Here is a 20,235-nt window from a genome sequence, read left to right on the forward strand (position 1 = left end):
TATATACTGCAAACAAAAAACAAAATGTATTAGCATTGCATATTGCGTAGTATTACTTAATTGCGAAAAATTTTTTTGTTGATTTATCCTGAAAAATACGTAACTTAATCTATATTTTACAGGCATCTCTTTATAACCATCTGTATGACTAAATATTAAAAAATTGCACTACAATTTTAAATTCTTAATTATTTCTTTACCTCTAAAAAAATGACAAACTTCACTAAACTTTTATAGATTCTTTATCATTTCCGATGCTTATTTTTATGTCTAAAGGGGGATGATAAAAAATATTCAATTTAATCGCTAGAGTATTACATGGAAGTTATCTCTCAGAAAACTGATTCATCAGCGAATCCACAGCCAGAGTTAGTTCAAAAAAAAGCTGACGAACTTCTCAAACGATACGCAACCGGACAAAGAACCTTTAGTAAGGTAACAATGCAGGCAGGCAAGCTATGTATTTCTACATTTAACTTGATGGGAGCCAATTTAAGAACTGCTTGTCTAAGCGGAATTGTCCTAGTTGGCGCTAACCTAAGTCAAGCTGATTTGGCTGCAATCGACTTAAGACGCTCGGATCTCAGTAAAGCCAATTTAACTGGCGCGAACTTATGGAAAGCAGACCTCAGTGGGACGAACCTTAGTTATGCAAATTTAAGTGAAGCTTTTTTAGGAGGAGCTAACTTGAATGGAGTGAATCTATATGGAGCTAATTTGAGTCGAACCAATCTCAGAGGAGCCGATTTGTTGGAAGTTGACTTGAGCGGAGCCATTCTGACTCAGGCAATTATGCCCGATGGCAGTATCCATGAGTGAAAAGGATTGGGAACATTTTAAGGGATGCCCAGAACCAAAGCAGAATATCGCCCAACGCGAAGAGGGCGCGGCGTTTGTCTAGAGGTATCCCTTGGCTGAATCAACGCGCGATCGCGTTCCATCTACTCTCCATGTATATGTAAAATATCTTAGGTCTACCTACTTTGCTTTCCAATAGCTGTGCGTTGACCGTTGTTGATTAATTAGAGTGTATTTGTAAAATGGGTCTTAAAATCGTCGAGAATTTTGACAGTAGTTTTGCGCTTGCGCCAGAAGCGAAAGAAGCTCTGTTCAGTTTATTAACAGGTGAAGCTTTTCTCACCCAAATTACCGAACAGACAAACTGGGAAGCAGTTGAGTTTACAGAATTACTTTTTCAACCTGTTCCTTACAGCACTGCAACTCCCAAAGGAATGCCAGCAGAATTTGAAACATATAAAGAATCTGACGATCATATTATCATCAACGTGCCGCCGAACTTTATGTTCAAAGCAAAAATATTTAAACCGTCTCGTCTTTGTGCCATTTATAGAAAGGCGCAGTTAAATTAAGATAGGCTAGGTGGTTGAAACCGCAGCTATACACACAAAACCTGCCTTCTCTGGTTTAAAATTTATGATTTTTCGTTAGTCCGCTTGGCGCGGACTTATTTTGTTTAGCCGCGATTTCCAATTTCCAGGGCTAGTAAGTTGACAATGAGCGCTTCTCCATAAGTCGTCAAAGCGAGATACCCGACTTCTTGAAGAAGTCGGGTATCTGAATTTTTAGCATCTTACAAGGCAATTGTTTCAAGCTTGTGCAGCGTTTATTTAAAAGGACTCCAAAAATAAAAAATAGAATTTTTAAAATAGCTAAAAATAATCCAGAAGGTAAATAGACAAAAATATTTATCTATCATAAGGTCATAAAGTGAAAACAGTTTTATCAAGTTAGTCTGAGGACTCAGCTAACAGTCCTATGTTAAAAGTGTTAAAAGTCACGCGCTCTCAACTGCAACGTTATGGTATCGCGGCTTTGTCAGTCACCTTAACGCTGCTGCTGCTTCTGCTATTGCCGCCGACTAAAACATCCATTTCACCGTTGTTTTTTGCCGCCGTGACGTTCAGTGCCTGGTATGGCGGACTGGGGCCAGGGATAGTGGCTACGATAGTGGCTGTTTTAGCTAACAACTATTTCTTCGTACCTCCGATCTATCAGCTAGCAATCAGCCGTGAGACGGACGTTCTCCAGCTAGTCATATTTAGCTTAGTCGCACTGCTGATTAGTTCGTTAAATGCAGAATTACTGGCTGCGAAGCAACGAAGTGAGGCAAGCTTATCAAAACTAGAAGTAAGCTACCGTCGCCTGATTGATACAGCTCACGAAGGCATCTGGTTGATTACCCCAAACTTGCGGACAGATTACGCGAATCAGCGGTTAGCTGAGATGTTGGGTTACAGCGTCCAAGAGATGGGCGATCGCTTTGTTTTTGACTTCATCAATCGAGAGGAACGCATCGAGGCAGAGCAACACATTGAGCGAAGTAAACAGGGAATTCGAGAGCAATTTGACTTTCGGCTTCGCCGTAAAAATGGCGAAGACCTTTGGGCAATCCTCTCCACAAACCCGATTCTCAATCGGCAAGGTGAGTTTATCGGGGTGCTGACAATGCTGACCGACATCACCAAGCGCAAACAAACCGAGAAGGCACTCCAAGAGAGCGAGAGGCGCTTCCGACGACTGGTTGAGGCGAATATTTTTGGTGTCACCTTCGCCAACTTTACCGGAAAAATCAACTACGCCAACGACGCTTTCCTGAAATTAGTCGGATATGAGCGGGAGGATTTGGTTTCGGGTCGGCTTTCCTGGGAACAGATAACACCGCCGGAATATCTGCATTTGGATGCACAGGCAGCCGAAGAACTCAAGAAAAATGGTGTCTGTACCCCATTTGAAAAAGAATATATCCGTAAAGACGGGAGCCGGGTTCCCATTCTTATTGGTGGTGCCCTGTTACAGGAACCTTACGACCAGCAACAAGAAGGGATGGCCTTCTTGATAGACATAAGCGATCGCAAGCGAGCAGAGGAAGCGCTGCAACTGCGATCGCAAGCACTCCAGAATCAGCAGCAATGGCTAGAAGACGTGCTGAATCTGTTGCCATCTGGCTTGTTGTTTATTGAGCCAGGGACGGGTCGAGTCCTCTTCGCCAACCGAGCCGCTGACGAGTTGGCAGGAGGCGAATTTCCCAAAAATAAACCAGCCGAAGAGTACCACACCGTTTACTATTGCACGGATGCGACGGGAGCGCAGATTCCCGACGAGCAAATGCCAGGGGTACGAGTGGCACGCGGCGAACGGCTCAACGGGTTTGAGATGAACTGGCACACGCCAGGAGGAATCCGTCCCTTGATGGTCTTTGCGGATACCCTGCCAGCGATGCACGGTCACTCTCCTGTCTGTGTCGTAATGTTCCAAGACATTAGCAAACGCAAGCAAGCAGAAGCAGCTCTGCGCCAGAGTGAGGAACGGTATTCTACCTTAGCGAGAGTTTCACGGGTGGGAATCTTCCATACGGATAGTCAGGGAAAGTGTTTGTATACCAACGAACGCTGGTGTGAACTTACCGGAATCACTTCAGAAGCAGCATTGGGGGCAGGCTGGGAAACTGCCCTTCATCCGGATGATCGCCAACGTATCTTTGCCGAATGGTATCAAGCCGCGCAGGAGAACCGGCTTTTCCAATCAGAGTATCGATATCAACGTTCCGACGGTTCGGTGGCTTGGGTATTAGGTCAAGCGGCTCCTGAAATTGGAGAAAACGGTGAGACAATCGGCTATGTTGGCACCGTTACTGATATTAGCGATCGCAAACAAATAGAAATCGCACTGCAAGAAAGCGAAATGCGACTGCGGCGCATCGTTGACTCAAATATCATTGGCATCTTTTTCGGCGATCTGAGCGGCAAAATTACCGAAGCCAACGATGCCTTCCTGCAAATCGTCGGCTATACGCGGGAGGATTTACAAGCTGGTGAAATTGCTTGGAATCTGATGACTCCACCAGAATACGTCGAGCGGACTCAGCAGGCGGTTAACGAACTCAGAGAACAGGGAGTTTGCGTTCCCTTTGAAAAAGAATTGATCCGTAAAGATGGCAGCCGCGTCTTTGTACTGGTGGGGACTGCTTTGTTTGAGGGATCTCTACAAGAGCAGGGTGTCTGCTACGTCCTCGATCTGAGTGAACGCAAGCGAGCCGAAGAAGAACGCGATCGCCTCTTCAAGCTGGAACAGATCGCACGCGCCCAAGCGGAGTCAGCCAACCGGATGAAAGATGAATTTCTGGCTGTCCTCTCCCATGAGGTGAGAACGCCTCTCAATCCAATCCTGGGTTGGGCAAAACTCCTCCGCAGCCGCAAGTTTGATGAAAAAACCACCGCCCGCGCCCTAGAAACGATTGAGCGCAATGCCGAATTACAGTCACGGCTGATCGAGGATTTGCTAGATATTTCGCGGATTCTGCAAGGCAAACTGAGTTTAAATATTGCTCCGGTTAACTTGGTGGCAACGATTGAGGAAGCGATGGAAACGGTGCGTCTAGCGGCTGAAGCGAAGTCGATTCAAATTCACTCAGCGATCGCTCCCAATCTCGGTAAGGTGTTGGGGGATGCCAATCGCTTACAGCAAGTCGTCTGGAATCTGCTCTCCAACGCTGTTAAATTTACACCGATAGGAGGGCAGGTAGAAATTCAACTTTCACAAGTCCCCAGTCCAGAGAATTCGGAATTCGTTCAATCAAAATTCAATCAAAATTGCTATGCCCAAATCCAAGTAAGAGACATGGGGAGGGGAATTCACCCAGACTTTTTGCCCTTCGTCTTTGATTCCTTTCGTCAAGCTGATAGCCAAACGACACGGGTATCCGGGGGATTGGGGTTAGGACTGGCAATTGTCCACCACCTCGTAGAACTTCATGGGGGTACTGTTACGGCTGCAAGTCCGGGAGAAGGGCAAGGGGCAACCTTCACTGTGACGCTACCCCTAATGACAACTGCGCCTCAGACGAGTCAGGACAATCCGTTACTTGATAATTCTCCAAATTTGGAAGGGGTAAAGCTACTGGTTGTAGATGATGAGGTGGATACGCGGGAGTTAATCGTCTTCATTCTCGAAGAGTGTGGCGCACAGGTACGCGCTGTGGCATCGGCGGCTGAGGCGCTGGAGGCGCTAGCTCAGATGAAGCCGGATTTGCTGTTGAGCGATATTGGAATGCCTGAAATGGATGGCTATATGCTGATTCGTCAAATCCGAGCCAGGAGTGCAGAGGAAGGGGGAGAGACTCCCGCGATCGCTCTAACCGCTTATGCTGGCGAAACTAACCATCAGCAAATCCTAAAGGCAGGTTTCCAGAAACACCTCACCAAGCCAATCGAGCCAGACGAGTTAGCGGTAGCGATCGCTAGCCTGATGAGCAGCATCAGTTCCTGAAGCTACCCTTCCCCGAAGAATTGATGTTAGCTCAGTTGCACTAATTTAGTGCCGCATTTAGAACAGAACTTTGAGTTCGCTGGGTTCTGATTTCCACAGTTAGTACAGAAAACGTGAGTGCGAGTCTCTTGAGCCGGAGAATGATTTGAAGCAACCCCAATTGGCTGAGTTGTAACAGGAGAATCAACAGGTTGACTACCCGGTGAATAAAGCTTGTAAACTTCAATCATCTCCTGAATCACTCTTGCTTCGCGCTTGTAATTCAGGCTATCGGTTGCGCCTTCTTTTTCTAGTTCGACGGCACGCCGATCCAGATATACTTTCAGTTGGTGATACAGCGCTTGTTTTTTCTGCACCGTGTCAGCTTGGGTTAATTTTGCCGTTACCTGACGCTGAATTTCTTCTTTATCCGGGCGACACGCCAATACTTGCAGCACTTGTACCGCTTCTTCCCAACTCGAGGCGATATCGACATTTTCCAAACCAATTACAGTTTGTCGGGTATAACGAATTACCTTTTCTTTGGTTAGGCGATTTTCTTCTATTCGCAAAACTTGTAACGCCCTTGCTTGTACAACGAGGCGGAAAATATCTGGATTTTCTGGAAAGATATCCCAAAACGGCGGTTCTTTTTGAATGTGAACGGGGATTGGAGGTTCTTTGCTTTCGCCTTTAAGTTGCGCCCGTTTTGCCTGAATGGATTGTCCTTTCCAATCTTGATAAGATTGCTGCAACTCCGGCATTCCCTCAATGCAACGCAGAGAGAAACCACCAATTTCTTGTACAAAGACAATCCGGTGACGTTCAGCTTCTCCCAGCGGTGTAATCCCTTCGTTACTGCCAACTCTCTCCCGCAGAATCGGGATGAGCTTAATTGCCGCTGGATCGCTGCTGTTGCGTCCGCCAACCAGGGCGACTTTGGCATTGAGGGCGGGGGTAAAGCCTGCGTCTTGACGTTTGAGAACGGCGTCAGAGAGTAAAATCAGCGGCTTCGATTTGCTGTAAGCAGTGCCGATGCGGTTGCGGATTTCGGCTTCGTCGTTGTTGAAGACTTTGAATAAGCGATCGCCAGCTGCCAATTCCCGCTTCAATCGGCTACTTTCCGGCGCACTGATCACGACTAATTTAGCGCGATCGCCAATAATTTCTTTAAAATCATTCTCCTGCACATCCGCTAAATTCGGCACATCAAATAGTCGCATCAACTCACCCGCCGCACGGTTACGCTTCCACAGCGGACTTGCTTCTGCGAGAACCTGTACTGACAAATTGCTACAAATCCCATCAATTCCCAACTCGTAGCGACTCTTAGAACCTTCGCTAGCACCCGCTTGTTGCTCAATTAAATCTCGATATAATTCATTGAGTTCTTCGCGGTTATAAAGCTTAATCCCATTCACAATCAAAGCATCAGCGCTATCCGCTTGTCGATCCGCTTTTTGCTGAAAATTATCACGGGTTTGCTTCAATTTTTGATTTAAGCGTGCCAAACGGCGGTTTAATTCATCCAGATGTTCTAGCATTCTGGTAATGACTTCTAAACCTAAATATCTTGCTTGAGTTTGAATGGTTGCTACCAAGCTACCTTCTAACCCGGTTAGCGCTAACTCGCAGGATTTTTCCATATCTGCGTGCTTGGTAAGGGCAAACTTATTCTTAAACTCAGTAATATCTTGCAGCGCCTTTTCGTAATCTCTCTGTCGTTCGGTTTCCTTGGGTTGCCAAACTTTTTCTGATTCCCGGCGGAACTTTTCGGCGGCATTTTCAAAAATTTGGCGCACCGCCGTCACGAAAGCATCGGCAAATTTTGGCCCTCTCGTGCGATCCTCAATAATCCGATAAAACTCTTCGTCTAACGCTTTTCGTCCTTGTTGTACGATGCGGTTGCGGTTATCGTACATCTTTTGCAAGAAGTCACCGTGCAATCGCTCATCCGGGCTTAATTTCCGCAAATGATTAGCTTTATATTCTTCAACTTTTGGCTGGAGGTAGTCTAAAAACTGGAGAATTTTGCCCTTTTCTGAACCAACAATATTTACGCCTTGCTGGGTACATTGCAACTTATTATCCGTAGCAATTTCATTGCGGATAGAGTTTACCCAAGCGGAGATTTCGGTTATATATGATCTGTCACCAGCCGCCGCTAAATCTGCAATCAGTTCCCCTTCTGTAAGGCGCATCCGTTTCAGGTCACTTTGCACCATCTCTAATACATTCGGTGGCAACTGTACCGATTCATTCAGCCACCAGCGAATAAAATCAGCAGCAAGTCTATCTGATAAAGAAGTGCGAATTTGAGCTATCGGAATTTCTACCGTAGATAACCCAAAACTCATAAAGTTCTTAGGATAACCGCGTCCACCAGGATCTGCTTGCGCCCAAGCTCCTTTAATATTATCTCGAATCGAACGTTTATACGGCGCAAAATCAGAGGTTAAATCAAGAAAGATATTTTGGGAAATCATCTCTCGAATTTGGTCGAGAGTAAATTCACTTTCCCCGTTTTTTGTTCCAACCAGATAAGTAAAATCAAAAGGCGCAGATTTACTGCGAATTTCATCCACTAAACCACTGCTAAATTGGGCAATATATTCTGTTCTATAATCAGAAAAATAGCTCAATTCCATCAAAGCAGCGTAACCGTTAGCGAGAACGCGATCGCCTACATTAATACTGGCGAAAGCCGTCGGCATCGGCACAATTGCCGTCACCATTGGACTCGCTTGTCCCCGCAACCAATGGCGGACGCAATAGCCGATATCAATCAGCATTCCGCTACCAGTCCCACCGGATAGAGAACCCGTCACAAAGACATTTAAACCTGTTGTATCTACCTTAATGCCATAGCGATCGCGCATAAAGGTTTCGTGTCCTTTGACGGCATCAGCAGCTTCATTAAACCGTCTTTGAAGTTTGTGATAATTACAATAAAAAGCAAATCGCCCATAACTGCGAATTTGTCCAGCACCAACTTCAATTGCCCCAATATTCCGCTCTAATTCTGTAGGAAACCAACTCTCTATCCAGGGATAGTTTCCCATATCCGACATAATTTTTTTGACTTCACTACCAGCAACACTTGCCCAATATTTTTCGTTGTCTTTGAAGGGAGAACCAGCGGCGGCAGGATTATTGACTTTGTACTCTCTATCGGTATCAATAATTAAAAAGCTGATTAGGGGGAAATTTTGCAGACTGCCATAAGTTTCCTCTACTAAGCGGCGTACTCGTGACAATACTTCATGTCCGGTGCCGCCGATACCCACTAATACAGTGGGAACCATGCTTTTCTCTTCTACTGCCATAATATTTTCTCCTAGTAGCTATATTTTAGAACCTGGCGACTGGAAGTCGCGGCTACACAAACAAAACCTGCCTACGCAGGTTTTAGAATATAGCATTCGTCTTAAGTCCGCGTGGGCGGACTTGGTTTGTATAGCCGAGAATTCTATTCGCCAGAAACTTTATAAACACTCTAACCATTAACATCTAACAACGATGTCCAATAAATTAAATAGCTGCCAAACAATCAAAGGTGTCAAAACGCTCCAGAATAGGGCATTGCTTAAGGATAATTGACCAGAAAGGGAACGATCGAGACCGATTAAACCTTGAAACAGCCACCGATCTAGGGGTAAAATTAGCGTCCACATTAAAGCAATCCATGTCGCCCCTAGCCCCAGAATAAGCCATTTAAGGTTACTGTTGAAACGGGTAAAAAATGTGTCGGTGAAGAGCATTTCTAGATTATTCTGTTCGCCAGATAGATAAATACCGCCAGTAGCTAAAGCTGCGGCTTGCAATTCTGGAGATCCTTCCCCTATCACAACTGTATTAATTCTAACTTTACGATTCCTGGCATCGGTGATGATGGCTGGTGAGACATTAGCGCCGCCATCAGTTACTAATAGTAATTCTCGACAGCGCTTTTGTGGAATCGTGCTGAGTGCTTCCGTACCTTTTTGAATCGCTAAGTTAATATCTGTCGTATTGTTCGCGACCAGTTGAGGGAGATCGGGATTTGCCAAAGCTTGAGTTAATTCGGCGTCCACTTGTTGACTGTCTGTTTTAAAATCACCCGTAAGCGATCGCACAACTCCCCCAAATCCCAAAACTTGTATCTGGTTTTTGTTTCTCAACTGCTGGGTGTTTTGTTGCAAATACGACCGCACCGCTGCGACTTCTTGATACATAACTGTACCTGGGGCGTTAAATTCCGTACTGTAAGTGCTGCTGCTGAGGTCGAGAGCGATCGCAACTGCTACTGGCGGCCTACCTAATCCTAACAGCCAGATGAGTGCCGTCACGACTATACACGCTCCCAGCAACATCAACGGAATCTGGAATAACGGATACAACCACAAACCGCGACGAGAACGACTCACTTAGAACCCTGTTGTAAATTGGTCATGAATCATGAGTCATTAACAACGACTCATGACAAGCAAAAACAAACTATAAACTACAGTCCTTCAACTACCAACTCCGGACTGCAATCAACCCAAAAACTCCTCTCTCCTCTCTCTCCTCCCTTCCCTCTGCGTCCTCTGCGTCCTTGGCGGTTCATTCGCTTCTAAATCGGGTTAAATTCATACTGAGATCCCGGCGGACCATTAGAACCAGGCGCGGCTTGCACAAGCGGAACTTCATTGAGAACATTAAAATCGGTAGCCGTTCCCCCAATGGCAACTCCCTGATTCAGCAGCTGAGATACACCCGAACGAGAGGGATTTTGGCTAAAAGCAGACGTTAAAGCTTTCGTCGCATCATAAGCGGTAGCGGTACGCCAACTGACACGTCCTTTCCAAATCGTGGCAGCTTGGTTGGCAAACGGATCGTTCGGTTGAGAACTCCAGGGAACTGCCAGCACAATGCCTTTAATCGCGTCGCCGCCAGAAGTGAGAATTGTTGGGTTATACAGTTCATCTCCGCCAATTAACTGTAACCCTTGCGTCCCAGTGGGATTCGCTTTCGCAATCGCAACGGCGCGATCTACTTTATTCTTACTGAGTGCCAAAAAACCAATTTTTGCCCCCGCCGCAGTTGCATTCTGAATCTCAGCAGCCGCATTAAAGTTGGCACCCGTGACATCTACTTCCTTAACGACTTTGCCGTTAACTTTAGACAGGGCAGTGGTAAACTGCTGCTTTAATTGCTGAGAGTAAGGACTATCGGCATTGTAAAAAACCACCACAGATGGCGCTGAGGACTTTGCAGCGGCATATTTTGCTAAAGTGCTACTGACGGTTTGCAGATAAGTACCCAGCAACTCGTTAGCTTTTTTGGCGAGGGGAATGGTTTGCAAGGTAGACTGACCGCCAGAACCGGGAGTAATGCTAGTGCTGATGGGAGAAAGGACGGTTAACCCAGCTTGTTCGTACATGGCGATCGCTTGCTGAGAACCATTATCTACCCCGTGTCCCAAAACCCCTAAAATATTCGGTGACTTGGTGAGGTCTTGCGCCAAGGAAACCGCTTTTACCGGGTCAACATCGTTGACAATTACCACTTCTAATAAGCGTCCGGGTGTCGCCGGAGATTGGTTAAACTCGTCTTGGGCTTGTCCCACACCCCGGAGAACTTCCTTCGCCGTGTCCGGACTGGGGGTGATGGGAACCACGACTGCCATTGTCAGAGGATTCCCGGCTTTTTTGGCTTTGGCGTTGTTTAGGTAAATTTTGCTTTCGGGATCGTTCGGGTTGACGCTAACCGCTTGTTGATACTGCGCGATCGCTTCCTCCCAATTTTTCTGGGCAAACGCGACTGCGGCGGCTGTTTTTTGGGAATTTGTTGCATCCTTTAACAGGATTTTCTCGCCTTGACTGATCAACTCGGCATTATCAGCAGTATCGCTAGCGATCGCTTGCGGATCGGCAGTTTCCGTGGGTGCATTGTCGCTAGCGGTGGGAGATTGAGTCTCAGGAGACGCTACGATTGCCGGTTGTTTATTCCCCTGTGTCAGTTTATACAAGCCAAATCCCCCCGCCAGTGCCGCCAGAATTCCCAGCAGAATCAGGATTGGCAGCAAAAATGAAGGCTTAGAACCGGGCGGTTTAGAAATGACCGTTTTCTGGCTTTTCTGAGGACTCATTGCCTCTCTAGGCAAGCCACAAACAATACAGTCTGGCCCGTGATTTTCCTGGGGTGGATGGGCTTCATTGCTTGGGTACTGTTGATTGTTGTTTTTCGGTACACCATCACAGATCCATTTGCCTTGCGTATTCAATTCTGCCAATCTCCCTGGTAGCCATACTCACTATTTATTCTAATAATTCCAATCTTCTGCCGGATAGAGCAACTGTGTCATCCCCATTGGCATAAGGATTCATTCAGATTAAAAAAATTGATTATTATAGCTTAATCATTTAATTCTTGTTAGCGCGGCAACGTTCGCTGCTCCAGACGCTTTAAGATAGTGAAGGTGCATTATCCTTCACTAAGCTTGTGAAGCGTGAGCGCAGAAGTGTAGAGATAAGGTTAATTATTTTTAGCGCTTTTTTGGCAGTAAGATGACACCTAAAGGAAGAACCTCTGAGTTTAAGCCTAAATCTAAATCTAGGGATAAATTCAAGAGCAATATTTTTTCTGGAATTTGTTCGAGCCACCTCTGTGAGATTATCAAAAAGTCAAATAAATAACTCAAAAAATACCGATGACTTCTGAAAGCGATATTCCATCTCTTGCCAGCCTAGAATATATCCCTTACCTCGACGAAACCGGACATTTACCAGAGAAATTTCAGGGAAAAATTGGCGTATACGCAATATTCGATCGAGAGAAAGTGCTGCAACTGATCAACTATTCCCGCGATATCAATCTCAGTCTCAAGCAACATTTGGTACGTCAACACGAACGCTGCTATTGGCTAAAAGCACACACGAGCGATCGCCCGAACCGTACCCTGCTAGAAAGCATTCGGAATGCCTGGATTGAAGAAAATGGTGCCGTCCCTCCCGGTAATGGTTCCGAACAAGCTGCATGGAACGATCCGATTGATGCAAAACGAGCCATGACAGCTGAGGAACAAACTAAGTTTACAAGTCCAGCGATGGATGAAGTCGGGCAAGGGAAGCTGTTAAAAAATGTAGCACGGCGCGTTGAAGAAGAAATTTTTCAACAGCTCAAAACTCGTGGGGTTCAAGAAGAACTCCGCTTTAATCCAAAATTAAAAGAAAGTGGCTTACTAGACCTAAAGTAAGGACGCCATAATCGCCAGTCTTCTACAATCCTTGCACCAAGCAACCCCGACCGCCCTAACATCCCATGAATCCACACCTGTTGAACAATCGCTATCGCATTATCCAGACGCTGGGAAGTGGTGGATTTGGTAACACCTTTCTGGCAGAAGATACTCATATGCCGTCACGGCGTCGCTGCGTAATTAAACAGCTCAAGCCGATGGCAAACAATCCCCAGATGTTCCAGATGGCGCAAGATCGATTCCAACGGGAAGCGGCTATTTTAGAGGCAATGGGTGAAGGTAGCGATCAAATTCCCAAGTTGTACGCCTACTTTTCGGAAGCTGGGCAGTTTCACCTGGTGCAGGAATTGATTGAAGGGCAAACCCTGACCAAAAAGGTGCAAACTCAGGGGTTAGTGCCTGAAAGTCAAGTTAAGGAGATACTTGTCAGTCTGCTGCCCGTCTTGGATTATATCCACAGCAAGGGCATCATTCACCGGGATATCAAACCGGACAATATTATTATCCGGCAACGGGATGGGAAGCCGGTATTGATTGATTTTGGTGCCGTTAAGGAAAGTATGGGCGCGGCGGTGCATCCAGGGAATGCTCCCGCCTCGATTGTAATTGGCACGCCGGGATTTATGCCGCCGGAACAGGGAGTCGGGCAACCCGTCTTCGCCAGCGACATATATAGTTTGGCGCTGACGGCGATTTATCTACTCACGGGGAAACTACCGCAAGATTTACCAACCGATCCGCGAACGGGGGAGATTTTGTGGCATCAGTCCGCAGCGAATGTTAGTCCGGGTTTTGTTGCTGTCTTGGATAAGGCGATTCAGTCGCATCCGCGCGATCGCTATTCCACTGCTAGAGAAATGCTCGATGCTTTACAATCGGGTGCAACTCCAACGGTGGCTTCTGCTGGGGGTGCTGGATCTAATATGGCAACCGTTGCGGTGTCTCCGGGTGGTGGCAGGAACGTTTCGCCTGCACCCGTCAATTCTCCGTATACCCCTCAAAACCCTGCGCCTGTAGTTGGTCAAGGACAGCGATGGAATCCTCTGCTAATCGGCATTGTGGGTGCAATTGTTTTGGTGAGCGCTATTGTCGGTCTTACCCAACTTTTCAAGAATTTTAGGCAACCCTCTCCCGTCACGTCATCTTCCCCATCAACATCACAACCAACCACCAGAGAAACAGAACGAACCCCAGAAAGAAATCGTCCCCTGGAGACATCGCCTGAACCATCACCTGAAAATTCTCCGACAAGACAGGACGAAGCGACGCCTCCGCCGGTTATTGCTGAATCTCCTAGCCCAAGATCGGAGCGATCGCCCGAACCCGAACCAGCGCAAACTCCAGAAGAACCTGCACCCGTTCAATCTGCAACACCTGAACCCGCGCGATCGCCTGAACCAGCGCGAACTCGCGAACCTGCACCCATATCCCAAAACAATAACCCGAATCCAAATCGTCCAGTTTCGAGCGTTCCCACATTTCCCGTCGGTACATCAAGAAGCACTATCCAAGCATCCCTCGGCAACCCAGACAGAGATGTAAGTGGCGCTTGGAAAACCCGCGCTGTCATCTACAACGTAGTGCCAAATCAGATCGATCTTGGCTACTTATTCGATCGGAATTCCGGTCGTCTTCGCCAAACTGAAGCCTCCTTTTACCCAACAGTAGATCCTCAAGTCATGGAGACTACTTTGGATGGATTATTAAAAGGTGGAGCCGATAATTACATTAAAGATGGACTCCAAAAAGTGCAACAGCGTCGCTTGAGTTCTTACCGTTTTACTCAAGGCTCTTTAAAAGGCATGATTGTCCGGCAAGATTGTGATGTTATTTACATCAGTATTTGGGAAGCAGATATGCACGATTACAATGTGTCTGCTGCTAGGAAATGTTAGTATTTTTATCGTTTGCTTTGGGACAATGCTAATAGTTGTAGTTTACAAACATTTGTTAGGTTTTGTCCCTCAGCCTCACCTACATGGGTTTCTAAATCGTGCTTTTCAGTCTACTATCTTAGTGAGCTTTGGCTTAAAGTGTGCGGCTTCAATCGCTGGCGGGTGAACGGGTTAGAAACTAAAATATATCCTTCCGCTTCTGTACCCAAAAAGTAACTGTTAAATAAACTGCCGCGTGCAGCAACAAAATTCCCCAATTTAATCCTAAATTCTGCCACGTTGGATCGTAAATAGGCGTTTTATCAAACGGCATCGGCGCAAGCGTACCATTCGGTAAAAATATCGGATCGGGAACCATTGCATTGACATTGACCAAAGAACCGTAACCACCAATCGACCACCGACTTAACATCAACCAGGAAATTTTACTGGCAATTCCTTCCATCTTAAATAAAACGCCGGAAAAGATAATCTGAGGTAGTAAAAGTAAAGGTAAAGCACTATTCGCTTGACTGCTATTTTTGGCAAGAGATGAAACCAGTAAGCCTAAACTCATGCTAGTAACAAGCGTTAAAAAGGTATTGACTGCAAATCCTAAAGACCAAGGTATCAATTCAGGTTGCGGAGATTGGAAACCAATTAGAATTACTGCTGAAATTAGCAAGGTTTGCAATAAGGCTAGACCGGAAAGAACAAATATTTTTGAAGCGAGATAAGGAATTAACCCTAAATTTACCAATCTTTCTCGCAAGTAAATCGCAGATTCTTTCACAATTTCTTGCAAAGAACTGGAAAGTCCGACCCAAATCGCAGCGCAGGTAAATACAAATAATACTCGCAGCGCTAAAGGTGCAAGGGCAGGATCGGATTCGCTGCTAAGAACGAGAGGATTTTTTCCTCCAATTGCTAAGGGAATTAAGGCGATACCAATGGGAGAAGTTAGAAGAGATAAGGCGAGATAGATGCGATCGCGTCTTATCATCTTCAAGTAGCGCCCACTCAGCAAAGCTAATTGCTTCCACGGAGAGATACTGGCTTTTTGGGGAGGTGAACTGGCGTTTTGTGGCGTATGACTGCCAGCACCGAGGGAATTTGCAATGTAGCGTTGATAATCGGGCGATTGGCGAAACTGATTCGCGTATTGTTGAACGATGGCTTCCGTTTCTTCTTCTTTCTCCTTATCCAGTTGCGTGTAAATATCGGCAAAATTATCCGTTGTCACTCCAAAAAATTTCAGCGCGTCCTCCGGGATGCCATAGTAGCAAAGTCGTCCGCCGCGACCGAGAAAAGCAACGCGATCGCACATTTTGATATTCGCCGTCGCATGAGTGACTAAAATAATCGTGCGTCCTCGATCCGCTAATCTCCGCAACATCTGCATCATCTTCTTATCCAAACCAGGGTCGAGTCCCGAAGTCGGTTCGTCTAAGAAAAACAGCTTTGGATCGGCTAAAAGTTCTACCCCAATGCTGACTCGCTTGCGCTGACCGCCGCTGAGATGTTTGATTAAGGCATCTTGGCGATCGGACATTTCAATATCAGTTAGAGTTTTTTGCACCACCTGTGACACATCCGTATCCGGCGGAAGTCGCAGCGCCGCCGCATAAGTCAGCACCTCTACCACCGTCAAATCTCGGTGCAAAATATCATCTTGGGGCACATAACCAATTTGCGTGCGGTACATATTAAAGTTTTTCTGCAAATTGTCGCCATTGAGATACACCGCACCTTTAGCCGTCTTCTCAATCCCCAATAAAGTCTTCAGCAACGTGGATTTACCCGTTCCGCTTCCCCCCACCAAAGCCACAAATTGCCCTGGTTCAATTGCCAGGGAAACGCCATCCAGACGCCCTTTGATGACCAAATTCTCAGCATCCAGACGAATTTGATTGCCCCGGTCGAGTACCACCAGATTGTCGCCGCGCAGCACCAGGCTAAATGACCCAATGCGAATGGTTGCCCCCTGTGACAGGACAGCAGAACCCGTTACCCGTTGCCCGTTTATAAAGACGCCGTTAGTACTGCGATCTTGCAGAATGTACCGCCCCTGAGAGTCCGTATCAATCGTGGCGTGACACCGAGAAACGATGGGCGAATCTAACTGCATCGTGGCGTTGGCATCGCGTCCGATTTCCACCGACCGATTTTTCAGCGAGACAGGACGCGGTGGCGTCAGCATTTTGGCGCTGGAGGGGTTGAAATACCTTAGCTGAATGAAGTTTTGGGGATTTTGACCAATTTGAATTTCGATGCCGTTTTCCAGGCGATAGCCTTCTGTGGGCGTAATCAATCGGTGATCTACAAACAACTTATTGGTACTGGGTTTGCGTCCATCGCCGTCATAAATGTAATAGTCATCCCCATCTCTATGTAAGACGGCTTGGCAAGCGGAGATGACGCGCCAATCATCTGGAACAATCAGATCGGCGAAAGCGCGATCGCGTCCCAGTATGTGTCGGTCTGCTGTCAGTTCCAAGGGTGGTAAAATCTGCCCCTGATTATTTAGCACCAAATAGGGATTGGTGCTGATAACAGTCCGCTGCCCTGGCTGGGTGGTCATTGCATTCTCTAAAAGTGGGTAACTTTTTTTAGGAAAATGAAACCTTTCCGAGGTTTCTCCTTCTTTATCCTTCTTTAACTATTGGTAAATTTTGCTGAAACTGCTAGAAATGTCCTGAATACCTGATGTTATCTTCTAAAGAAAACCTTACGCGGTGAAGGCCAATGATGCCAACGCTGTTGGACAATCGCTATCGCATAATTCAGACGCTGGGCGCTGGTGGGTTTGGCGAAACCTTTCTGGCAGAAGATATCCATATGCCTTCGGGTCGCCGGTGCGCGATCAAGCGACTCAAGCCGGTGACGAATAATCCCCAGTACCAGCTAATTAAAGATCGATTCCAACGCGAAGCCGCCATCTTAGAAGAGTTGGGCGAAGGCAATTACCAGATTCCCCGGCTGTATGCTTACTTTGCGGCTGGCGATCAATTCTACCTAGTTCAGGAATGGATTGAGGGGGAAACGCTGGCTCAAATGGTGCAACAGCAGGGATCTCTCAGCGAGAGTTCGGTGCGGGAAATTTTGGTAAATCTATTACCTGTCCTAGATTACGTGCATCACAAGGGGATTGTCCATCGAGATATTAAGCCAGCCAACGTGATTGTGCGAAAACGGGATACCAAACCCGTCTTAATTGATTTCGGGGCGGTGAAAGAAACGATGGGCACCATCGTCAATTCTGAGGGGCGTACCATCAGCTCAATTGTAATTGGGACGCCTGGATTTATGCCTAGCGAGCAGGCAATCGGACGCCCACTTTTTTCGAGTGACTTGTATGGTTTGGGTTTGACGGCGATTTATCTACTGACCGGCAAACTTCCTCAATCCCTAAATATCGATCGTGACAGTGGTGAGATTCTGTGGCGTCAGTACGCTTTGAATGTTAGCGCCAGTTTGCTGGCGGTGCTGGATAAGGCGATTCAGTCTCATCCGAGCGATCGCTATACGAATGTCCAAGAAATGCTTCATGCTTTAGAAACTCCAGTCTCTCCAATTCCCCCCACAGTTCCTTACATTCCTCCGCCAGTCGTTTCTCCACCCCCAGAAAACACTTATCAGCCATCCACGGTGCCTTCTTACCCTCCTGAAGTTGCTTCTTTACAAACCGCTGCGGTGTCATCCTCCCAACCTGTTGCCACCAGAACTATCTCCGATTCAAGAGATTGGCAGAAGGCAGTAATTTTAGGCAGTGTAATTGGGGTAGCAATTCTGGGTGGTATTTTATTCACAACTGGAAAGTTACCAAGTTTTTTTGCAAACCGTTCTCCCAATATAGAAAACCCTCAGCAAGCTCAACAAGAAGCTGTCGCGTTAATTAATCGGTGGGTAAACAGTAAGCGAGAAATATTCGCTCCCCCCTTTAATCGTGAACTTGCTGCCGAACTGACCACGGGACAACTCTATGAGAATACCGTTAGTAAGGGCGGCTCAATGGCTTGGCTAGAGAATAACAATGCTTACTACCAATACGGCGTTCAAAAAGTCGGAGATGTTGAACAATTTATTGTGGATGGCGATCGCGCAACCATCGAAATTAGGGTAACTGAAGAACGTACTCTCTATAAGAATGGGAACATCGACCCCAACGAAACTGACTTCAAAACTCGGCTGGTGCAATACACTTTGCAATCAGTAGACAGCAAATGGAAAATCCTTGAATACAAAACGATCAGAGAAATTCAATAACTCCCCGTGCAGTTCCTTGAAAATTATTTAAAACGAGAAATCAGGAAAACTTAAAAACCATAAGGTGCAGCTCGTGGGTCAGCAACCACAACCAAAACCGAATAAACGTGCCCAACAAATTGCTAAGCTTAAAGCAGGAAGGGCAGCGCGTGCCCATCGAGTCAAGAAAATTCGCCAGATGCGATTTGCTGCTTTAGCGATCGCCTCCGCTACAATCTTTACAACTTGTGGATTAACGTTAAATCGGTTGTTAACTCAGCCTCCAGCAGTCGTATCCAAACCACTCAGTTCTACCTTGCCGGTACTTCCCCCTTGGGCTAAAACTGCATTATTACCTCTTCCATCTCGCCTCCCCGGACGCAATCCCTCACAACTTACCTACAATGTCAAGACTCCGCCGAATTTTAAGCAGAGTCAAGATTTGGAAGAAATTGTTGATGATGTTGTGAAATTGGCGACTGAGAAAGACTTACCCACAAAGCCTTTATCTATTACCTTAATCAACGTTAAAACAGGTGAAATTGCCGGATATAAACAAGATACTTTGAGATATCCAGCTAGCGTCATCAAAATATTTTGGATGGTGGCTCTATATGCTCAGATAGAAAACGGGATTTGGGCAGACGAAGGTGCATTTTCTTTATATGTGTCCAAAATGATCGAGGAGTCTGATAACGAGGCAGCTAGCGTCATTCTTGACCTGTTAACCGATACGCAATCTAGACCGAAAATAGAAAATGATGAAGAGTTTAAAATATGGCTAGATAAGCGTCAACAAGTTAATCATTTTTTTAGAGAAGCAGGCTACAAAGACATTAATATTAGCCAAAAAACTTATCCAATCCCCTACCTAAGGCTTCCAGAGCCTCTAGAGATTGATTTGCAAATGCGAGGCGATCCCAAAGACCCCATTCGGAATAAGATAACAACCGATCAGGCAGCTAGACTCCTGTACGAAATGTGTGGAACTGGACAGGCTGTTTCCTCAACTGCCAGCGAAAAAATGTGCGGATGGCTGAGAAGAGATTTGCGTCCAGAAATGAGGACACTAGAGTCAAAAACCTGGGGTGACTTCAACCCCATCCAGGAATTTTTTGGCGAGGCTTTGTCTGATGTGGATATTGATTTTTACTCAAAGGCGGGTTGGACTTCTTTTTCGCGCCAAGAAGCGGCATTCGTCGCAACCAGAGATGGTAGCACCGTTTATATTTTGACAGTCTTTGGTGACGATGCCGCTTACGCCCAAAATAAGACAATTTTTCCCAAAATGTCTCGTTTAGTCTTCGATCGCATGGTCGCCTGGAATTCCCCCCTGGAACAAAAGAGGGATTAGATTACCTAAAAAATCACCTCAAAAAAAAAGGAGCCTTCTTTAGACTCCTGAATCGTAATTCCTGTTTATCTTCAGGAAATTACTTCATTTCTATTCGGTGATTTTTTGCTAAGTAAGCGGATGCAATTAAATTGAAGATTTTCGTAGATTTTCGTAGGTTAGCGGGACTTAAACAGATTTCAAGCCCAAATAAAACCCAAAGCAGCTTTATAGGCTGAGAATACATCTCGATTAGCGTTCACCCACTCCATAAAACGGAAAGACATCGCTGTCCG

11 protein-coding genes are annotated in these 20,235 nt (G+C 46.2%); 7 read left to right on the top strand and 4 right to left on the bottom strand.

Features of this window, described 5'->3' with window-relative positions; genetic code table 11:
* The first annotated feature begins 318 nt into the window (after positions 1-318).
* The 3 genes from NDI33_RS22310 (at position 319) to NDI33_RS22320 (ending at position 5,286) form a co-directional block, all read left to right on the top strand.
* Complete coding sequence (locus tag NDI33_RS22310; RefSeq protein WP_190676796.1) at positions 319-819, top strand: pentapeptide repeat-containing protein; 501 nt, start codon at positions 319-321, stop codon at positions 817-819.
* Between the two features lie 221 nt (positions 820-1,040).
* Positions 1,041-1,370 (top strand): hypothetical protein, encoded by a 330-nt coding sequence (locus tag NDI33_RS22315; protein WP_190415183.1) that lies wholly within the window; start codon positions 1,041-1,043, stop codon positions 1,368-1,370.
* Positions 1,371-1,776: 406 nt separating this feature from the next.
* Entirely contained in the window at positions 1,777-5,286 is a 3,510-nt protein-coding gene (locus NDI33_RS22320) for a PAS domain S-box protein (protein WP_190676798.1), read from the top strand.
* Positions 5,287-5,312: 26 nt separating this feature from the next.
* Here the strand turns inward: NDI33_RS22320 and NDI33_RS22325 are convergent, their stop codons facing one another.
* The 3 genes from NDI33_RS22325 to NDI33_RS22335 form a co-directional block, all read right to left on the bottom strand.
* Positions 5,313-8,591, bottom strand: coding sequence for a tubulin-like doman-containing protein (locus tag NDI33_RS22325; protein ID WP_190676800.1), 3,279 nt, complete (start codon positions 8,589-8,591; stop codon positions 5,313-5,315).
* A gap of 177 nt (positions 8,592-8,768) precedes the next feature.
* Positions 8,769-9,671, bottom strand: a complete 903-nt coding sequence (locus tag NDI33_RS22330; RefSeq protein ID WP_190676802.1) for a VWA domain-containing protein — start codon at positions 9,669-9,671, stop codon at positions 8,769-8,771.
* 188 nt (positions 9,672-9,859) lie between these two features.
* Entirely contained in the window at positions 9,860-11,512 is a 1,653-nt protein-coding gene (locus NDI33_RS22335) for an ABC transporter substrate-binding protein (protein WP_190676804.1), read from the bottom strand.
* Positions 11,513-11,938: 426 nt separating this feature from the next.
* Between NDI33_RS22335 and NDI33_RS22340 the strand changes: the two genes are divergently transcribed.
* Both NDI33_RS22340 and NDI33_RS22345 read left to right on the top strand, forming a co-directional pair.
* Entirely contained in the window at positions 11,939-12,484 is a 546-nt protein-coding gene (locus NDI33_RS22340) for a GIY-YIG nuclease family protein (protein ID WP_190529296.1), read from the top strand.
* Between the two features lie 65 nt (positions 12,485-12,549).
* Positions 12,550-14,382, top strand: a complete 1,833-nt coding sequence (locus NDI33_RS22345) for a protein kinase (protein WP_190676806.1) — start codon at positions 12,550-12,552, stop codon at positions 14,380-14,382.
* Between the two features lie 178 nt (positions 14,383-14,560).
* On the opposite strand, the gene NDI33_RS22350 is transcribed toward NDI33_RS22345, so the two are convergent.
* The gene (locus tag NDI33_RS22350) at positions 14,561-16,942 is read right to left on the bottom strand and encodes an ATP-binding cassette domain-containing protein (RefSeq protein WP_190676808.1); all 2,382 of its coding nucleotides are present in this window, start codon (positions 16,940-16,942) and stop codon (positions 14,561-14,563) included.
* 164 nt (positions 16,943-17,106) lie between these two features.
* On the opposite strand from NDI33_RS22350, the gene NDI33_RS22355 reads away from it, so the two are divergent.
* Entirely contained in the window at positions 17,107-18,627 is a 1,521-nt protein-coding gene (locus NDI33_RS22355) for an IMS domain-containing protein (RefSeq protein WP_190676810.1), read from the top strand.
* A gap of 73 nt (positions 18,628-18,700) precedes the next feature.
* Positions 18,701-19,960 (top strand): serine hydrolase, encoded by a 1,260-nt coding sequence (locus NDI33_RS22360; protein WP_190676812.1) that lies wholly within the window; start codon positions 18,701-18,703, stop codon positions 19,958-19,960.
* The last annotated feature ends 275 nt before the right edge of the window (positions 19,961-20,235 follow it).

Source organism: Trichocoleus sp. DQ-A1, from assembly GCF_039961955.1.
Classification (GTDB): domain Bacteria; phylum Cyanobacteriota; class Cyanobacteriia; order Cyanobacteriales; family FACHB-T130; genus FACHB-T130.

What these genes read in the sequence shown, in the direction of transcription:
- NDI33_RS22345 (WP_190676806.1), top strand. Translation starts at nt 12,550, where the DNA reads ATGAATCCACACCTGTTGAACAATCGCTATCGCATTATCCAGACGCTG.
- NDI33_RS22310 (WP_190676796.1), top strand. Translation starts at nt 319, where the DNA reads ATGGAAGTTATCTCTCAGAAAACTGATTCATCAGCGAATCCACAGCCA.
- NDI33_RS22315 (WP_190415183.1), top strand. Translation starts at nt 1,041, where the DNA reads ATGGGTCTTAAAATCGTCGAGAATTTTGACAGTAGTTTTGCGCTTGCG.
- NDI33_RS22325 (WP_190676800.1), bottom strand. Translation starts at nt 8,591, where the DNA reads ATGGCAGTAGAAGAGAAAAGCATGGTTCCCACTGTATTAGTGGGTATC.
- NDI33_RS22320 (WP_190676798.1), top strand. Translation starts at nt 1,777, where the DNA reads ATGTTAAAAGTGTTAAAAGTCACGCGCTCTCAACTGCAACGTTATGGT.
- NDI33_RS22340 (WP_190529296.1), top strand. Translation starts at nt 11,939, where the DNA reads ATGACTTCTGAAAGCGATATTCCATCTCTTGCCAGCCTAGAATATATC.
- NDI33_RS22355 (WP_190676810.1), top strand. Translation starts at nt 17,107, where the DNA reads ATGATGCCAACGCTGTTGGACAATCGCTATCGCATAATTCAGACGCTG.
- NDI33_RS22350 (WP_190676808.1), bottom strand. Translation starts at nt 16,942, where the DNA reads ATGACCACCCAGCCAGGGCAGCGGACTGTTATCAGCACCAATCCCTAT.